At 74.0% G+C, this 17,534-nt stretch carries 10 protein-coding genes; 9 read left to right on the forward strand and 1 reads right to left on the reverse strand.

The window, feature by feature from the left end; all coding sequences use genetic code 11:
• Positions 1-169: 169 nt before the first annotated feature.
• The 7 genes from ACFYXE_RS01450 (at position 170) to ACFYXE_RS01480 (ending at position 14,755) form a co-directional block, all read left to right on the forward strand.
• Entirely contained in the window at positions 170-2,236 is a 2,067-nt protein-coding gene (locus tag ACFYXE_RS01450; protein ID WP_389307821.1) for a protein kinase, read from the forward strand.
• A 185-nt stretch (positions 2,237-2,421) separates the two neighbouring features.
• The gene (locus ACFYXE_RS01455) at positions 2,422-5,301 is read left to right on the forward strand and encodes a protein kinase (RefSeq protein WP_389307823.1); all 2,880 of its coding nucleotides are present in this window, start codon (positions 2,422-2,424) and stop codon (positions 5,299-5,301) included.
• A 156-nt stretch (positions 5,302-5,457) separates the two neighbouring features.
• The gene (locus ACFYXE_RS01460) at positions 5,458-7,188 is read left to right on the forward strand and encodes a protein kinase (protein WP_389309439.1); all 1,731 of its coding nucleotides are present in this window, start codon (positions 5,458-5,460) and stop codon (positions 7,186-7,188) included.
• 105 nt (positions 7,189-7,293) lie between these two features.
• A complete protein-coding gene (locus tag ACFYXE_RS01465; RefSeq protein WP_389307825.1) occupies positions 7,294-8,952 on the forward strand; it encodes a serine/threonine-protein kinase in 1,659 nt (552 codons plus the stop codon).
• A gap of 182 nt (positions 8,953-9,134) precedes the next feature.
• A complete protein-coding gene (locus ACFYXE_RS01470; RefSeq protein WP_389307827.1) occupies positions 9,135-10,943 on the forward strand; it encodes a serine/threonine-protein kinase in 1,809 nt (602 codons plus the stop codon).
• A 265-nt stretch (positions 10,944-11,208) separates the two neighbouring features.
• Complete coding sequence (locus ACFYXE_RS01475) at positions 11,209-12,825, forward strand: succinic semialdehyde dehydrogenase (RefSeq protein WP_389307829.1); 1,617 nt, start codon at positions 11,209-11,211, stop codon at positions 12,823-12,825.
• A gap of 49 nt (positions 12,826-12,874) precedes the next feature.
• Positions 12,875-14,755, forward strand: coding sequence for a GMC oxidoreductase (locus tag ACFYXE_RS01480; RefSeq protein ID WP_389307830.1), 1,881 nt, complete (start codon positions 12,875-12,877; stop codon positions 14,753-14,755).
• A 102-nt stretch (positions 14,756-14,857) separates the two neighbouring features.
• Here ACFYXE_RS01480 and ACFYXE_RS01485 read toward each other — a convergent pair whose 3' ends face one another.
• The gene (locus ACFYXE_RS01485; RefSeq protein WP_389307832.1) at positions 14,858-15,874 is read right to left on the reverse strand and encodes an LAETG motif-containing sortase-dependent surface protein; all 1,017 of its coding nucleotides are present in this window, start codon (positions 15,872-15,874) and stop codon (positions 14,858-14,860) included.
• Between the two features lie 271 nt (positions 15,875-16,145).
• Between ACFYXE_RS01485 and ACFYXE_RS01490 the strand changes: the two genes are divergently transcribed.
• Positions 16,146-16,511, forward strand: coding sequence for a hypothetical protein (locus tag ACFYXE_RS01490; protein ID WP_361172037.1), 366 nt, complete (start codon positions 16,146-16,148; stop codon positions 16,509-16,511).
• A gap of 109 nt (positions 16,512-16,620) precedes the next feature.
• Positions 16,621-17,418, forward strand: coding sequence for a hypothetical protein (locus ACFYXE_RS01495; RefSeq protein ID WP_389307834.1), 798 nt, complete (start codon positions 16,621-16,623; stop codon positions 17,416-17,418).
• Positions 17,419-17,534 lie beyond the last annotated feature (116 nt).

Consider the following 17,534-nt stretch of genomic DNA (forward strand, 5'->3'; position numbering starts at 1 on the left):
TCAGGGAGCGGGGTGTTGGCGCGACGGTGCGTCCCCGCGCGCGGGCCGTCCTGGGGGACGGGACAGGGGTCGGTGGACCCTGGGCGCCGGCCGGTCCCCGAGTAAGGGACAATGAAGGCTCTGTCAGGGCGGGTTGCTCGGGTAGCAGCGGTAGCAGCAGAGGGGACGCATGTCGGACGCGGAGCAGACGGGTGAGGCCCGTCGGGACAAGAGCGAACGTCTCCTCGCCGGCCGGTACCGGCTGGGAGAGGTGCTCGGCCGCGGCGGCATGGGCACCGTCTGGCGCGCCAAGGACGAGACGCTTGGCCGTACGGTCGCGGTGAAGGAACTGCGCTTTCCCTCCAGCATCGACGAGGAGGAGAAGCGGCGGCTCATCACGCGTACGTTGCGTGAGGCCAAGGCGATCGCGCGGATCCGCAACACCAGCGCCGTCACCGTCTACGACGTGGTCGACGAGGACGACCGCCCGTGGATCGTGATGGAGCTGGTCGAGGGCAAGTCGCTCGCCGAGGCGATCCGCGAGGACGGCCTCCTCACGCCGCGCCGCGCGGCCGAGGTCGGCCTCGCCGTGCTCGACGTGCTGCGCTCCGCCCACCGCGAGGGCATCCTGCACCGCGACGTGAAGCCGTCGAACGTGCTGATCGCCGAGGACGGCCGGGTCGTCCTGACCGACTTCGGCATCGCGCAGGTCGAGGGCGACCCGTCGATCACCTCCACCGGCATGCTCGTCGGCGCTCCCTCGTACATCGCCCCGGAGCGCGCCCGCGGCCACAAGCCGGGCCCCGCGGCCGACATGTGGTCGCTGGGCGGCCTGCTGTACGCGGCCGTGGAGGGCGTTCCGCCGTACGACAAGGGGTCGGCCATCGCGACCCTGACCGCGGTGATGACCGAGGACGTCGAACAGCCGGTGAACGCCGGACCGTTGGAGAAGGTCATCTACGGCCTGCTGGCCAAGGACCCGGAGCAGCGGCTCGACGACGCGGGCGCCCGGGCGCTGCTCATCGACGTCATCCACGCGCCCGAGATCACGCCGGAGCCCGAGCCGGTCGAGGCGACGAAGGTGGTGCCGCTGCCCCCGCCGCCGCCCGTGCCGCCGAAGGCACCGAAGGCGTCCCGGTCGAGCCGGCTGACGAAGGCCGTGAAGTCGTCCAGGGGCACGAAGGCGGCCGGGGCCGGTGCGGCCGGTGTCGCAGGCGCGGCCGGTCCCGCGGCCCCCGCGGGCGGCTCCGGCACCGGGAGCAGCTCCACAAGCGCCTCCGGCGGTACCGGGGGGCGCAAGGCCGAGGAGGCCGCCGACCGCCTCAAGGGCGCCCTGCGGTCCGTGCGGAAGGCGGCCGCGTCCGCCACCGCGCGGGGCACGGGCACCGCGGCCGCGTCGACGACCCCCGCGGCCAACGGCTCGCGGGCGGCCGGTTCGCCGTCCGCGGGCACCGGCGGCGCGCCGCCGCGGACCCCGGCCAAGGCGTCGCTCACCGACGTGGTGCCGCGCCGGACGCTGGTCATAGTGACCATGGTGGTCGTGCTCGCGGTGCTCGGCACGGTGCTGGCCCTCGCGCTGGGCGACGACAGCTCCGGCGACAAGGACAACAAGGGCGGCGACAAGGCCGCGTCCGCGGGGGCGACCGGCGGCGAGCGCGAGAAGGACCAGGGGGACGGCGGGGACAAGGGCGAGGACTCCGGCAAGGACGCGGACCGGGGCACCGGCGGCGACCGGAGCGAGGACCCGGCCAAGGACGCGAGCTCCGACCCGGACGAGGGCCAGGGCACCGACCCGAGCAAGGGCGACGACAAGAAGCCGGACGATGGCGCCGAGTCGACGTACCGGCACGACCAGGGCTTCAAGATCGGGCTGCCCAAGGGGTGGAAGTTCCAGTCCAGCGGGCGCGCGGGGGCCAGGTTCGGCGGGCCCGACGGGCAGAAGCTGCTGATCGGCTGGACGACCACGCCCAAGGACAACCCGGTCAGCGACTGGAAGAACCAGGAGAACTACATGGTCCGGTCGCAGTACGACCGGATCCGCATAGAGAAGGTCGACTTCCGCGGCTGGAACACGGCCGACTGGGAGTTCACCTATGTGGACGGCGGGACCAAGTACCGCTCCATAGACCGCGGATTCGTCGTCAACGGCGGCCTCGGCTACGGAATGATGTACACGGCCAAGGCGGACGACTGGGGAAGCGCGAAGCGGCGGGACACGTGGCGCACCTTCACGAAGACGTTCGAGCCGAAGTCGTGAACCGGGGACGACGGGGGGCGGGCCCGCTCCGGGGAGCGTGGGGTTCCGAGTTCGGGGCCTGAGATCTCGTATCCCCTCATTGCGGTTCGCCCCCGGCACGTATCGTGAGTGCTTGCGGACCGTAAGCAGCCGCAACGAGCCGCAAGACGAACGGAATTGACCACCGGGCGGACGGGGGAGGCATCGTGGACGACTATGCGGGACGGGTGCTCGCCGACCGCTACCGCCTGCCGCTGCCGCCCTCCGACGAGTACGAACTCGCCGAGTCACGCGCCTTCGACACGTACAGCGGGCAGGAAGTCCTCGTCAGGCAGGTGCCGCTGCCCGAGATCGTCGAGGCGGAGGTGCTCGACGAGGACGACCTGCCCGAGGGCTTCGTGCCCCGGGCGGGAGCCGGCTCCGGGGTGCGGCGGGCCGGGGCGCGCACGACGCGCAGGCCCACGGATCCCGCGGTGCGGCGCGCCATGGAGGCGGCGCAGACCGCCGCGCAGATCCCCGACCATCCGCGGCTCGACCAGGTCTTCGACGTCTTCGCGGAGGGCGGCTCGCTGTGGATAGTCAGCGAGTTGGTGGCCGCGCGGCCCCTGGCGGCGCTGCTCGCGGACCGGCCGCTCAGCCCCTACCGGGCGGCCGAGGTCGCGGCGGACGTCCTGGCGGCGCTGCGGGTGCTGCACGCGTACGGCTGGGTGCACCGGAACATCACCGCGCGCACGGTCCTGATCTGCGACGACGGCCGCGTGATGCTGACGGGCCTCGCGGCCGGCGCGGCCGAGGAGGCGCTCTGCGGGTACGACCCGCGGCCGGTGGAGGCCGGGGAGGCGGCGGGCTCCGCGGGCTCGGTCGGGAACGTGGCGGGCTACGAGGGCGCCCTGGAACCGTCCGGGGCACCCGGTGTGCCGGCCGCGCGCCGGCCGTTCGGCGAGTCGCGGTACGGGGCCGGGGAGGACGACAGCGGCGAGACGGCGCTGGACCCGGCACCTGAGGCCGCGGGCCGGGACGTGCGGGAGGTACGGGGCGGGCGCACGGGCGCCGTCGCCGCGTACCGCGCGGGGACGCGGGCGGCCGCGCGCGTGAAGGAAGAGGAGAGCGGCCGCGAGGGCGGGCGTGCGGACGACGCCGGGCACGAGGGCGACCGCGGACCGGGCACGCCCGGGCACATCGCGGACCCCTACGGGGTGGCGGGCCGCACCCCCTGGCACGGCGCGGTGCCGCGGGGCGGGGTCCCGGGGGCACGCAGCGCGGAGGGCCCCGGAACGGAAGACCTCGGCGGGGAGGCGGCGGATTCCGGGCGGGGTGGCGCGTACCCGGACGCCTCAGGGCGTGGTGGGCGTAGTGGTGCGTACCCGGACGCCTCAGGGCGTGGTGGGCGTAGTGGTGCGTACCCGGATGCCCCCGGGCGTAGTGGCGCGTACCCGGCTGGTCCCGGGCGGGGTGGACTGGTCCCGACGGATTCCGGGCGGGATGGCGCGTATGGGAATGATGTCGGGCGTGGTGGGGCGGGCCCGGGTGGTTCCGGTCGGGGGGGATCGGAGGCGGCGGATTCCGGGCGCGGTGGCTGGGATGATCCCGTGGCCGAGGGGACCGCTCTGCGGGGGCCCACCACCGCTCTCGCCGCCGAGCGCGCCCGGCACGCGCGGATGGTCGTGGTCGGTGCCGTCACCGAGCGGTGGGCGCCCGAGCAGGCCGGGCCCGTGCACGAGAACTGGCAGCTGGCCGCGCCCATCGGGCCCGCCACCGACCTGTGGGCGCTGGGCGCCCTGCTCTTCCGCGCCGTGCAGGGACACGCGCCCTACCCCGAGGACAGCACGGCCGAGCTGGTCCAGCTCGTCTGCGCCGAGCCGCCCGCGTTCGCCGAGGAGTGCGGACCGCTGCGGCCCGTCGTCGAGTCGCTGCTGCGTCAGGACCCCACCGAGCGGCTCGACTTCGAGGAGCTGAGCGGCTGGCTGCGTTCGCTGGTGCGCTCGGCGCCGGAGCCGGAGGCCGGGGCGCACGTCGTGCCGGTGCCCCCCTACGACGCGGGCCGGCTGCCCGTCGTACGCCGCCGGGGCGAGGTCGTGCGCAAGCGCCGCGGCGCCGCGGCCGCCGCGGGCGAGGGCCAGGGATCCGCGCACGGACGGCACAAGCGCGGCAAGGGACGCGGTAGGGGCAAGGGCGGTGCGGGCCGGGAGATGCGGATGGCCGCGCCGCCGCAGGCCTCCGGCGACGCAGGGCCGGTCCGCGAGCCGCGGCTCTCCCACGAGTCGGGTCCGGTCCGCGAGGCCCGCCCGCGCCGCGAGCCGCGCCCGCCGCGCGACCCCCGGCGCCCGGCGCGCCCCCGCTCGCTGGGGCGTCTGCTGCTGGTCGCCGTGCTGCTCGGCCTCGCCGCGGCCGTCGTGTACGCCATGGTGTTCATGCCCAAGTCCGGCGACGGCGGTGCGGGCGACCGTGCGGGCGAGGTCAGTTCCGCGCCGGACACCGGCGGCGCGGACCCCACCGGCGAGGAGAAGCCCGGCGGCGGTACCGACCAGGACAAGGGTGACGGCGAGGGCGACGGCAAGGGCGACGACCAGGACAAGGACAAGCCCGGCGAGAGCCCGGGCTCGCAGGAGCCGCAGACGTCCGGGCCGGAGATCCCGCGGGGGTTCACCCTGCGCAAGGACCCCGCGGGCTTCCACGTCGCCATCGCCAGCGGCTGGGACCGTCAGCCGAAGAACGGCCGCGGGCAGGTCCGTTACACGCACGGCGACTTCGAGGTGCTCGTCGTCCCGGGCCGCGACACCACGGACGGCTACGGCAGCGACCCGATGAAGTACCAGCGCGAGCACGAGCGCGAGCTGCAGCCGTTCCGCGACTCCTCCTGGGCCACCTCCAGCGGCATGCGGCGCATCGAGGTCGGCGGACGGGCCATGGCGGAGGGGCAGTTCACCTGGCAGGACGACGCGGGCCGCGAGGTCTACGTACGGAATCTGGCGATGGTCGTCGGCGGCAAGTACCACGTGGTGCAGGTGCGCGGCCCCGAGGCCGAACGGGACGAGGTGACCCGGCTCTACGAGCAGGCGTCGACCACGTACAAGGTGACCGGCTGAGCCCGTCCGACGGGCACCGACCCTGTCGTTTCCGGCACTCTGGACATGAACGGCATGCGTCACAGTGCGGTCTCCTGAACCCCCCTGTGGTTCCCTGGGGGCCTCCCGCTCCTTAACCTGGTTCTGTCAAGACCATTGTGGGGGAACGTGAATCAGATGCAGGGCCTGGTCCTCGCGGGCCGCTACCGACTCGCGGAGACCATCGGCCGAGGTGGCATGGGCCGGGTGTGGCGTGCGCAGGACGAGGTGCTGCACCGGGCCGTCGCCATCAAGGAGCTGACGGCCGCACAGTTCGTCCAGGAGGCGGACCGCGCGGTCCTCTTCACGCGTACCCAGACGGAGGCGCGGGCCGCCGCCCGCATCAACCACCCCGCGGTCGTCACCGTCCACGACGTCGTCGAGTACGACGACCGGCCGTGGATCGTGATGGAGCTGGTCGAGGGCCGCTCGCTGGCCGACGCCGTCAAGGACGACGGGCGGGTCGAGCCCGTCGAGGCCGCCCGTATCGGCCTGTGGACCCTCAAGGCGCTGCGCGCCGCGCACGCCGCCGGTGTCCTGCACCGTGACGTGAAGCCGGGCAACGTCCTGCTCTCGGACGACCGGCGCATCCTGCTCACCGACTTCGGCATCGCCGCGATCGAGGGGGACTCGACGGTCACGCGGACCGGCGAGGTCGTCGGCTCCGTCGACTACCTGGCGCCGGAGCGGGTCAGCGGCGGCAACCCCGGCCCCGCGTCCGACCTGTGGGCGCTCGGCGCCACCCTGTACACGGCGGTCGAGGGCTTCTCGCCGTTCCGCCGCACCTCGCCGCTCGGCACCATGCAGGCCGTGGTCGTCGAGGAGCCCGCGCCGCCGCAGCACGCGGGCGTGCTCACGCCGGTCATCAGCGCGCTGCTGCGCAAGGACCCGGAGACCCGGCCGACGGCCGAGGAGGCCGAGCAGATGCTGGCCGAGGCCGCGGAGGGGCGCAGGCCGCACGACGCCCAGGCGTACGTCCCGACGCAGGCGCACCCCACCGCGGGGACCCGGGGCGGCCCGGGCACCGGGGCGGACCCGTCCGCCGGACCCCCGGCGCACGCGCCCACCGGCCCCGGAACGGGCTCCGGGTACGGTCCCGGCCACACCCCCTCCGGACCCACGCCGCAGGGGTACACCCCGGCCCCGTACACCCAGAGCCGGACCCCCACGCCGCACGGGACGCCGGTCCCCGGCCCGTACGCCCACACGCCCGTCCCCGGCGGCGGCGCGGTCCGTGACGACCTGCACACCATCGTCGGCGGCGCGGATCCGCGCGAGCGGCGCCGCTGGCCCGCGGCCGTCGCCCTGGTCGTCGTGGCCGCGCTGCTCGGCGGCGGCGGGGTCTTCGGCTATCTGCACTTCGCCGACGGCGGTTCGTCGTCGCAGGACGGCGGGGACGGCAAGGCGGTGGGCGGCATTCCCGACGACTGGCAGCGGGTGAACGACCCCGCGGGCTTCAGCCTCATGCTGCCCAAGAACTGGAAGCGCGAGGTCGACGGCAACCAGGTCGACTACACGCCGGACGGCGGACGCCGCTTCCTGCGCGTCGCCGTCGACAAGCACCCGCAGTTCGAGAGCTCCTACACCCACCAGGTGTCGCTGGAGAAGAACCTGAAGGACAAGCTGCCCGAGTACCGGCGGCTGCAGCTGAACTCCAACACCTTCCGCGACCAGTCCGGCGCCCTCTGGGAGTTCAGCTGGACGGCCGGGGCGAACGACACGACGGCGGGGCCGCGCCGGGCCATCGAGCAGACCTACGTGAGCCGTGACGGCGTGGAGTACGCGATCTATCTGTCCGCGCCCGCCAAGGGCTGGGACACCACCCGGGAGCAGTTCGACGCGATGCTCCAGGGGTGGCGGGAGGGCTGAAGCGCCCGCGTTCACTCCCGGAAAGCCCCGTGACGGCGGCCGGAACCAGCCCGCGCCCGCGTCCGGACCGATTCCGTTCGCACACGTGTGGGGCATGATGGCCGCATGGGGAGCCTGGGAGACCACGCAGGTGGGGGCAACACCCGTGTGATCGCGGGGCGTTACCGGCTCGAGGCGCGGCTCGGCCGGGGCGGCATGGGGCTCGTGTGGCGCGCCACCGATCTGCTCCTGGGGCGCCAGGTCGCGGTCAAGGAGCTCGCGCGCGACGAGGCCCTCTCCGACGCCGAGGCGGAGCAGCAGCGCGAGCGGACGCTGCGCGAGGCGCGGGCGGTCGCGCAGTTGCGGCACCCGCACGTCATCGTCGTCCACGACGTCGTCGTGCAGGACGAACACCCGTACATCGTCATGGAGTTGATCGAGGGCGGCTCGCTGGCCGGGCGGCTCGCGCGGGGCGGGCCGCTGGACGCGCACGAGGTGGCGCGGATGGGCATCGACCTCCTCGGGGCCCTGAGCACCGCCCACGAGGCGGGCATCCTGCACCGCGACCTCAAGCCGGCCAACGTGCTCCTGGAGCGGGCGACGGGCCGCTTCGTGCTCACCGACTTCGGGATCGCGCAGCTCTCCGGGGCGACGACGCTCACGGAGGTCGGCTCGTTCGTGGGCTCGCCCGAGTACACCGCGCCGGAGCGGATGGCGGGGGAGCGGACCGGGCCGGGCTCCGACCTGTGGTCGCTGGGCGCGCTGCTCGTGACCGCGCTGGCCGGGGAGTCACCGTTCCGCCGCGACTCGATCGGCGGCGTCCTGCACGCGGTCGTCTACGACGACATCCGCCCGCCCGCGGCCGCCGCGCCGCTGCTGCCCGTCGTGCTCGGCCTGCTGGACCGCGACCCGCGGCGGCGGCTCGACGCGGCGCAGGCGGAGGCGCTGCTGCGGGCGTACGTGGCGACCGGGCGGATGCCGGACGCGCCGCGGGAGAGACCCGGCGCGGTGCCGCCGAGGCACTCGGTGCTGCCGGGGCGGGCGGGCGGACCGGGCAGGCCCGGCAGGCCGAAGCGGGGCGGATACGCGTCGGCCGGGTGGGAGTTACCCCCGGCGGCCCTCGCGGGCGGGAGACCGGGCGGGCGGCAGGGCCGGGCCGCCCTGATCGCCGCCGCGCTGGCCGCCGCCGTCACCGGGGCCGGGGTCTCCGCGGCGCTCCTGGTGGGCCGGGACGGCGACGGCGCGCGGGCCCCCTCGTCCTCCACCGCGTCGCCGACGCCGACGGTCACCGTGACAGACCGCTCGCCGGGCCCCTCCTCGCCCGAGGCGCCGCAGGGCTACCGCATCGCCGAGGATCCCGGCGGCTTCGCGCTCGCCGTCCCCGAGACCTTCCGGCGCGAGCCGGACGGGCCCGGCGTCTCCTACGTCTCGCCCGACGGCACCTACCGCATCGGCATCCGGCAGACCGGCCGCGTGCCCGGCGGCCCGCTCGCCGCGCAGCGCCGCGCCGACGCCGAGGGGCCGCGGAACCACCCCGGCTACCGCGAGGGACGCGTCACGGAGACCACCCGCAACGGCAGGCCCGCCGCCCTGTGGGAGTTCACCCGGGACGGCTTCGCCGAGGGCGGGAAGGGCGGCGGCGACGCGGACGGCCGGCGGACGTTCGACCTGTGCTGGGAGGAGGACGGCCGGACGGTCGACGTGTGGGTCTCGGCACCGGTCGCGGACGCGGCGCAGGCGCGGCGGTACTTCGACGCGGCGGTCGACACGTTCGTACGGCGGTGAGGCGGTGAGGCGTTGAGACGGCGAGGCGGTGAGGTGGCGTGACGGTGAGGCGGTGAGGCGGCGGGCGGTCGTGGGGTCCGGGGTGCGCGCCGGGCGCACGGCGGGTGCCCCGTGCATCACCCCGGTCACAAGTGCCGGGACTGGCTGGAAAGCGAGGTGCCGGGCAGGGTACTCATGGGGGCATGAGTAACGACGGGGGAGCCTCCTACGGGCCGTACGAGCCGACCAGCTTCGGCCTGCAGCCGCCACAACAGCCGGGCGTACCGGGGCAATCCGGCCAGGGTAGCGGAGCTCTCCCGGACAACCCGTACGCGCAGCCGCAGCCGCAGCCGCAGCCGCAACAAGCCGCGGCACAGCCGCAGCAGCCCCAGCCCCGACAGCCGCAGCAGCCGCAGCAGCCGCAGTCGTCCGAGGGGCCCGCGCCGCAGCACTCCACCACTCCCGCCCCGCCCACTCAGGCCGTGCCCCACCAGGCGGTCGGGAGCGAGCCGGGCGCGGGTCGGCTGGTCGCCGGGCGGTACCGGTTGCTCACCAAGCTCGGGCACGGCGGCATGGGCACGGTCTGGCGCGCCAAGGACGAGACGGTGGACCGCGAGGTCGCGGTGAAGGAGCCGCGGCTGCCCGAGCACCTGCCGGAGCGCGAGCGGGCCAACGCCTTCGAGCGGATGCGCCGCGAGGCGCGCGCCGCGGCCCGCCTCGACCACCCGGCCGTGGTCAACGTCCACGATGTCGCGGTCGAGGACGGCCAGCCGTGGATCGTGATGGAGCTCGTGCGGGGCCGCTCCCTGGGCGCCGCGCTGCAGGAGGGGACCCTCGACGCGCGCGAGGCCGCGCGGATCGGCCTGGACGTCCTGAACGCCCTGGACGCTGCCCACCAGTCGGGCATCCTGCACCGCGACGTGAAGCCCGACAACGTCATGCTCGGCCGCCACGACCGCGTCGTCCTCACCGATTTCGGCATCGCCCAGATCGAGGGCGAGACGAACCTGACGGACACCGGCGGCTTCGTCGGCTCGCCCGAGTTCATCGCCCCGGAGCGGGTGCTCGGTCAGCGGCCGGGCCCGGCCTCCGACCTCTGGTCGCTGGGCGTCGTCCTCTACACGGCGACCGAGGGCGTCTCGCCCTTCCGCCGCAGCAACACCCCCGCCACCCTCCAGTCGGTCCTGAACGCGACGCCCGCCGCGCCCGCGTCGGCGTCCGGGCCGCTCGCCGACGCGATCAACGGACTGCTCGCCAAGGACCCGGGCCTGCGCCCGGACGCCGCGCGGGTCCGCGCGCTCCTGACGGCCGCGGCCGCGCCCCCGGAGCCCGCCCCGACGCAGGTCGTCACGGTCGCCGCGGGCGGTGCGGGCGACCGCGGCAAGGGCGTCTTCCTCGGCCGCAAGGCGCTCGCGATCGTCGCGGGTGCGGTGGTCGCGGTGGTCGCGGCGGGCGTCCTGGTCGCGGTGAACCCCTTCGGCGGTCCGGACGAGGAGAGCTGGCAGCGGCAGGCCTCCAAGGAGCTCGCGGCGAGCGTCGCCGCCCCCGAGGGCTACAAGAAGTCCGAGGACGACAACTCCAGCGAGAAGAAGCACTGGGTCCAGTTCACCGACCCGAGCGGCAGCCTCTGGATCAACCTGTCCCTGGACAAGAAGTCCCAGGACACGAGCGGTGAGATCGCCGGGACCGCGGCCGCCGAGATGTACGACGACGACGCGGGCTTCAAGGAGTCCGGCAGCTACGACCTGGGCATGGCCTCCGACCCCGCGCCCCGCACGGCGCCCGAAGAGACCACGTACCAGGGCGGGAAGGCGGCGGAGAACACGGTCGTGTACTCCTCCAACGACAGCCAGGACCCCCGTCCCCGCGAGCTCAGGGCCTTCTACTACAAGACCTCGTCCGGCGACATGTACAAGCTGGTGATCGGCTACCCGGGCAAGGGCGACTTCACCGCCCGCGGCCGCGAGGTCGCCGAGCGGGCCATCGCCGACCTGAGGATCGACAAGCCCTGAGGACCGACAGGCCCGGAGGACCGACAAGCCCTGAGGACCGACAGGCCCGGAGGATCGACAGGCCCGGAGGATCGAAAGCCCGGAAGGCCGCCCGTCGGCGTCGCTCTCCCCGGCCCGCGAAAAAGTGTCGGCGGAGGGCGTTCGCGCGTAACAACCCCCTGATCAGCGGCTTTGTCGCCAGCAATCACTGGCGCCGTGTGACCGACCGGTGAAGCCCGTTACCGATGGGTACCCAAATCCCTGGCGTAGGCCTACTCTCACGAGCATGACGGACTCGCAGGCCATCGCAGCGCCCCTCGGCACGAACCCGACCGCCCCGGCCCCCGAAGGTGCGCGCACCGCCGCCGACGTGGTCACGCCCGAGCTGATCGCGCAGCTCACCCGTGACGTCGTCGGATCCGGCCGCACGGCCAACCACACGCCGCTCACCGGCGAGAAGCTGGCCGACCTGCCCGAGTCCACCCCCGAGGACGTGACGACCGCCTTCCAGCGGGCCCGCACCGCCCAGATCGCCTGGGCCAGGACCCCCGTCAAGCAGCGCGCCGCCGTCCTGCTGCGCTTCCACGACCTGGTGCTCCAGCGCCAGGCCGAGGTCCTCGACCTGATCCAGCTGGAGACCGGCAAGGCCCGCCTGCACGCGCACGAGGAGATCCAGGCCGTCGCGGTCGCCGCCCGGCACTACGGCCGCAAGGCCCCCGCGTACCTGAGCGCGAAGCGGCACACCGGCGTCGTCCCGACCCTCACCAAGGTCACCGAGAACCGCCAGCCGCGCGGCGTCGTCGGCCAGATCGCCCCCTGGAACTACCCCTTCGAGCTGTCCATCGGCGACGCGTTGCCCGCCCTCGTCGCGGGCAACGCGCTGGTGATGAAGCCCGACACCGAGACCTGCCTGACCGCCCTGTGGGCCCGCGACCTGATCATCGAGGCGGGCCTGCCGTCCGAGGTCTTCCAGGTCGTCCTCGGCGAGGGCCCGGTCGTCGGCCCCGAGCTGGTCAAGCACGCCGACTACGTCTCCTTCACCGGCTCCACCCGCACCGGACGCGAGGTCGCGCAGGGCGCCGCCGCCCGCCTGGTCGGCGTCTCGCTCGAACTCGGCGGCAAGAACGCCATGCTGGTGCTGCACGACGCCGACGTCGACAAGGCGGCCGCGGGCGCCGTGCGCGCCTGCTTCTCGTCCGCGGGCCAGCTGTGCATCTCCATCGAGCGGCTCTACGTCCACGAGTCGATCGCCGACCGTTTCGTCGAGCGCTTCGCCGAGCGGACGAAGGCGATGCGGCTCGGCACGTCCCTCGCGTACGGCGCCGACATGGGCTCCCTCGTCGGCGAGCGGCAGCTGGAGACCGTCACCCGGCACGTCGAGGAGGCCGTCGCGAAGGGCGCCACGCTCGTCGCGGGCGGCGTCGCCCGCCCGGACATCGGCCCCTACTTCTTCGAGCCGACCATCCTGGACGGCGTCGAGGCCCCCATGTCCGTCTGCTCCGAGGAGACCTTCGGCCCGGTCGTCTCCGTCTACCGCTTCACCGACGAGAACGAGGCGATCGAGCTCGCCAACGCCACCTCGTACGGCCTGAACTCCTCGGTCTGGACGAAGGACGGCAAGCGCGGCCGCGACATCGCCGCCCGGCTGCGCACCGGCACCGTCAACGTCAACGAGGGCTACGCGCCCGCCTACGGCAGCGTGCAGTCCCCGATGGGCGGCATGAAGGACTCCGGTCTCGGCCGCCGGCACGGTTCCGAGGGCATCCTCAAGTACACCGAGGCGCAGACCGTGGCGACCCAGCGGATCATGCCCCTGGCCCCGTCCTTCGGCCTCGACGACGAGAAGTACGCGGCGTTCATGAGCGCCAGCCTCAAGGTCATGAAGGCGTTCCGCCTGCGCTAGCGCGCCGGCTCCGCGACCCCGTGCGCTAGTTCTTCAACGAGGAGAGTCCATGTCACAGGAGAGCTCTGCCCAGCACCAGGCGGACGACGACGCCGCGTACGACTACGACGTCGTCGTCGTCGGATCCGGTTTCGGCGGCGCGGTCTCCGCGCTGCGCCTGACGGAGAAGGGCTATCGCGTCGGCGTCCTGGAGGCGGGCCGCCGCTTCACCCGCGCGACGCTGCCCAAGAACTCCTGGGACCTGAAGAACTACCTCTGGGCCCCCGCGCTCGGCCTGTTCGGCATCCAGCGCATCCACCTGCTCGGCAACGTGATGGTTCTCGCGGGCGCAGGCGTCGGCGGCGGCTCGCTGAACTACGCGAACACCCTGTACGTGCCGCCCGCGCCGTTCTTCAACGACCCGCAGTGGAAGGACATCACGGACTGGCAGGACGAGCTCGGCCCGTACTACGAGCAGGCCAAGCGCATGCTCGGGGTACGCCTCAACCCGACGACGACGCCCTCGGACGTCCACCTGAAGGCGGCCGCCCAGGAGATGGGGGTCGGCGACAGCTTCCACATGGCGCCCGTCGGCGTCTTCTTCGGCGACGAGCAGGACGCGGACGGCACGTCGAAGGCCCGGCCCGGCGGCGAGGTCCCCGACCCCTACTTCGGCGGCGCGGGTCCGTCCCGGCGCGCCTGCACCGAGTGCGGCGAGTGCATGACCGGCTGCCGGCACGGCGCGAAGAACACCCTCAACGAGAACTACCTCCACCTCGCGGAGAAGGCCGGCGCGGTCGTCCACCCGATGACGTCGGTCGTCGCCGTCACCGAGGACTCGCGGGGCGGCTTCGCCGTGTCGACCCTGCCCACCGACGACAAGCGCAAGGGCCGCGGGCGTACGTTCACGGCCCGCAAGGTCGTCGTCGCCGCGGGCACGTACGGCACGCAGACGCTCCTGCACCGCATGAAGGACACCGGTCTGCTGCCGCACCTGTCCGGGCGCCTCGGCTCGCTCACCCGCACCAACTCCGAGGCCCTGGTCGGCGCCCAGACCACCGACCGCCGCTACCGCAAGCGGCACGGCACCGCCAAGGCCGACTTCACCCGGGGCGTCGCGATCACCTCGTCGATCCACCCGAACGACAGCACCCACATCGAGCCCGTCCGCTACGGCAAGAAGTCCAACGCGATGGGCGGCATGACGCTGCTGCAGGTCCCGTACACGCTGGCGGGCGGCAAGGCCCGGGTCGCGGGCTGGCTCGGCAACATGGCGCGCCACCCGCTGCTCGCCGTGCGCTCGCTCTCCAACCGGCGCTGGTCGGAGCGGACCATCATCGGCCTGGTCATGCAGTCGCTCGACAACTCCCTGACCACGTACCGCAAGGAGAAGGGCGTCGGCAAGGGACTGCTCACCGCCCGGCAGGGCCACGGCGCGCCCAACCCGAACCAGATACCCGAGGCCACCCGGGCGGCGACGATCCTCGCCGACGAGATCAACGGCTTCCCCGGCTCGAACATCGGCGAGCTCATGGGCACCCCGCTGACCGCGCACTTCCTCGGCGGCTGCCCGATCGGCGACTCGGCCGACACGGGCGTCATCGATCCCTACCACCGGCTCTACGGCCACCCCGGCATCTCGGTCGTCGACGGTGCCGCGGTCACCGCGAACCTGGGCGTGAACCCGTCCCTGACCATCACCGCGCAGGCCGAGCGCGCGATGTCGTTCTGGCCCAACAAGGGCGGCGAGGACCCGCGTCCGGCGCAGGGCGCGCGGTACGTGCGGATCGCGGCCGTCGAGCCGAAGACGCCGGCGGTCCCCGCGGACGCGTTCGGCGCGCTGAAGCTGCCGTTCCTGGGGATGCCGACGGTTCCGGCCAAGTCGACCGGGACGGCGAAGTCGACCGGGACGGCCAAGTCGGCCAAGTCCGCCAAGTCGGCCGAGAAGTAGCGGCCGGCCCCCGAGACCCCGGATACACGTAAGGACCTGCGCCCCCCTCCGAGCGCAGGTCCTTCCGCGTGATCAGGTGCCGTCCGCGGTGCGGACGGCGGTTCAGGCGGTGGTGTCCGCCTTGCGCCGGCGTACGGCGAACACGACGCCCGCACCGGCGACGACGGCGACCCCGCCGATGAGCGCGACGGTCGGCAGCATCGAGCTGGAGCCCGTCTCGGCGAGGCTGCCGGTGACCGGCGCCGGGGTGGTCGTCGGGGCCGGGGTCGGGGTGGTGCTGCCCTGCGGCCGCGGCTCCGCGGCGGCCGACTTGGACGCCGACGGCTTCGGCTCGGCCGTCGCCTTGCCGTCGTCCTTCTTCACCACGGTGAGCGGCAGGTACTCCGACGAGGTGTGCGTGCAGTCGAGGTCGGCGTCGACATAGCGGCCGAGGGCGACCGCGTAGCCCTCGACGGCGGGCGCCCCGGCGCCGACCTTGGCGCGCAGCTTGACGACGGCCTCGTCCTCGGCGTCCAGGTCGACCGTGCCGTAGGCGAGTCCCTCACCCTTGGAGCTCTTGACCTTCGTCCACTTCTCGGTCTCCGGGTCGAAGAACTGCAGGTCGGTGAAGTACCGCAGCCCGTCCTTCGCCTCCGCGTCGGCGCCGAGGTTGTTTACGAACGTGGTCCAGTCCACCTCGCCCAGCGGTTCGTCGCTCGGGTTGGCGGCGTTCAGCTCGAAGCGGTGCCAGCCGCTGCCCGCGACGATCTTCTTGGGCAGGCCGACGAGGTCGACCTCCAGGACGGAGTCGGGGTCCTCGTCGCCGTCGTCGGACGGGCAGGTCCCGGGGGCCTGTTCGGCGTCCCCGTCCGGGACCTCGGGCGGCTCGACGTCCTTGAGGCGCTTGGCGGGCGCGGTGGGCCGGGTCGGCTCCGCGGGCGGGGTCGGCTCGTCGGGGACCGGCGTCGTGGGCTCCGCGGGCGGCGTGGCCTCCGGGGCCGGCGGGGTCGGCGTCGAGGACGTCCCCGGCGTCGCCGCGGGCGTCGCCTCGGTCGCGGAGGCGGCCGGTGCCGACAGCAGCGCGACCGGGGCCAGGGCAGCCGTAGCGGCCGCGGCAGCCAGGGCACGACGAAGCTTCATGACACCTCGGGAAGTCCGGCGCGCTGCCGGGACGGCAGCACGGAAGGCGGCGGCCCCCGCGTCGAGACACGGGTGTGGCCGTTGTTACTGCATGCATGACCTGCGATCCCTGTGAATGGTTGTCCCCGATTTCACGGATTCACAGAATTCTTATGTGTCCTGACTCACACCGCTTGTGCTGTCGTGAACGGGTGCCGTAGAACTTCCCCCGCTCGTGGGGCACATGACACGCCCCGCGCGGCGCGACGGCAGCGGAAGGGGAGGGGACAGCGTGGCCATACCCGACGAGGTGTGGGAGAGATTCGGGAACGACAGCGAGCGGGACATCCGTTCGTCCGCGCCGAAGGAACCGTCCGCGCGGGCCCGCATGGTGGCCGAGCGGCTGCGGCGCCTGGACGAGGAGGCCGCCCGCCAACAGGTCGCGCAGGCCGGGCGGTTGCGCCGCAGGCGCGCGAAGCGGGAGGCGGAGTCGGCGCGGTGGCGGCCGGACGACTGGCGGGCGGCACCGACGGGACCGCGGCGCGGCGGGCGGTCCCAGCGCAGCCGCCAGGTGTGGTCCGTGGTGATCGTCGTCGGCGGCATGGCCCTCGCGATCGTGCTGCTCAGCCCATTCCGCTTCTGGCTCCTCGGCCGGTAGGCCGACCTCGGCGAAGCCGGAACCGGAAGCGATCTTCCCCCGTCGTAGGGCGTGGCGGCGCCGTACGGGACGGCGCGCGGCGGAACCACGCGATACGGGGGATCAGAACGTGAAGTCAGCTGTGGCACGGGCCGTGGTGGCCGTCGCGGTCGTGGCCGCGCTCGGGGCGAGCGCCGCCTGCGGGAGCGGTGGTGACGGCGGTGGTGGCGGCGACGGTCGGGGTGGCGACGGCGGTGGTGGCAGGAAGCCCTCGCAGGGGCACTCCGGGCCGGGCACGACGGCGCTGGAGCGGGCGGCCCTCACCGCGGCCGACCTCAAGGGCTACCGGGTCGAGCGCCCGGACGCGGCCGGGGGAGACGCGGGCGCAGGCCCCGCCGCCCCGCCCGCCGGGGCACCGGCCCCCGCCGCGTGCGCCCCGCTCGCCGACCCGGGGCGGGCCGAGTCCCCCGTCACCAGGGTCCTGACGCCCACCGCCGACAAGGACCTGACGACCACCGACGTCGCCCTGTCCGCCCACACCACGGCCGGGGCCAAGCGGATCATCGCCGACCTGCGCGCGGCGGCCGACGCCGAGGAGTGCGCGGCCTTCCGCATGGGCGAGTACCGCTACCTCGGCGTCGAGCGGACGCGCGCGCCGGACCGGGGCGACGAGGCCGTCTCGTACCGACTCGGGCTGCGCAGGGGCGCGTACGTGCTGCGCAAGGGCGTCACCGTGGTGCGCACCGGGTCGACGGTCGCGGTCTTCGACGCGTCGAACCTGTACGACCCCGAGGGCGTGCAGAACGACCGGCAGGCGGAACAGGACGGCCTGGGGAGCACCGGGACCCCCACGGCGGACCAGGACCCGGAGGTCGCCGCCGGGATCGTTGACGCGCAGCTCGGCAAGCTGCGGCCGGGGACGACCTAACTCACACGCGCCGGGGCACAACCTTTTCGCCGGTGTCCGATCGTTACGGAAAACGCTGGTGAGCGGCGTGCTCCGGGCGCTTTCATGGCGCCTCGGCGGGGGCCATCGCCCGCGCC

The organism is Streptomyces sp. NPDC002564 (assembly GCF_042889645.1).
In the GTDB taxonomy this organism is placed as follows: domain Bacteria; phylum Actinomycetota; class Actinomycetes; order Streptomycetales; family Streptomycetaceae; genus Streptomyces.

Bases quoted from the DNA above. Each gene is read 5' to 3' on its own strand.
- ACFYXE_RS01485 (WP_389307832.1), bottom strand. From the start codon at position 15,874: ATGAAGCTTCGTCGTGCCCTGGCTGCCGCGGCCGCTACGGCTGCCCTG.
- ACFYXE_RS01465 (WP_389307825.1), top strand. From the start codon at position 7,294: ATGGGGAGCCTGGGAGACCACGCAGGTGGGGGCAACACCCGTGTGATC.
- ACFYXE_RS01475 (WP_389307829.1), top strand. From the start codon at position 11,209: ATGACGGACTCGCAGGCCATCGCAGCGCCCCTCGGCACGAACCCGACC.
- ACFYXE_RS01470 (WP_389307827.1), top strand. From the start codon at position 9,135: ATGAGTAACGACGGGGGAGCCTCCTACGGGCCGTACGAGCCGACCAGC.
- ACFYXE_RS01460 (WP_389309439.1), top strand. From the start codon at position 5,458: ATGCAGGGCCTGGTCCTCGCGGGCCGCTACCGACTCGCGGAGACCATC.
- ACFYXE_RS01480 (WP_389307830.1), top strand. From the start codon at position 12,875: ATGTCACAGGAGAGCTCTGCCCAGCACCAGGCGGACGACGACGCCGCG.
- ACFYXE_RS01450 (WP_389307821.1), top strand. From the start codon at position 170: ATGTCGGACGCGGAGCAGACGGGTGAGGCCCGTCGGGACAAGAGCGAA.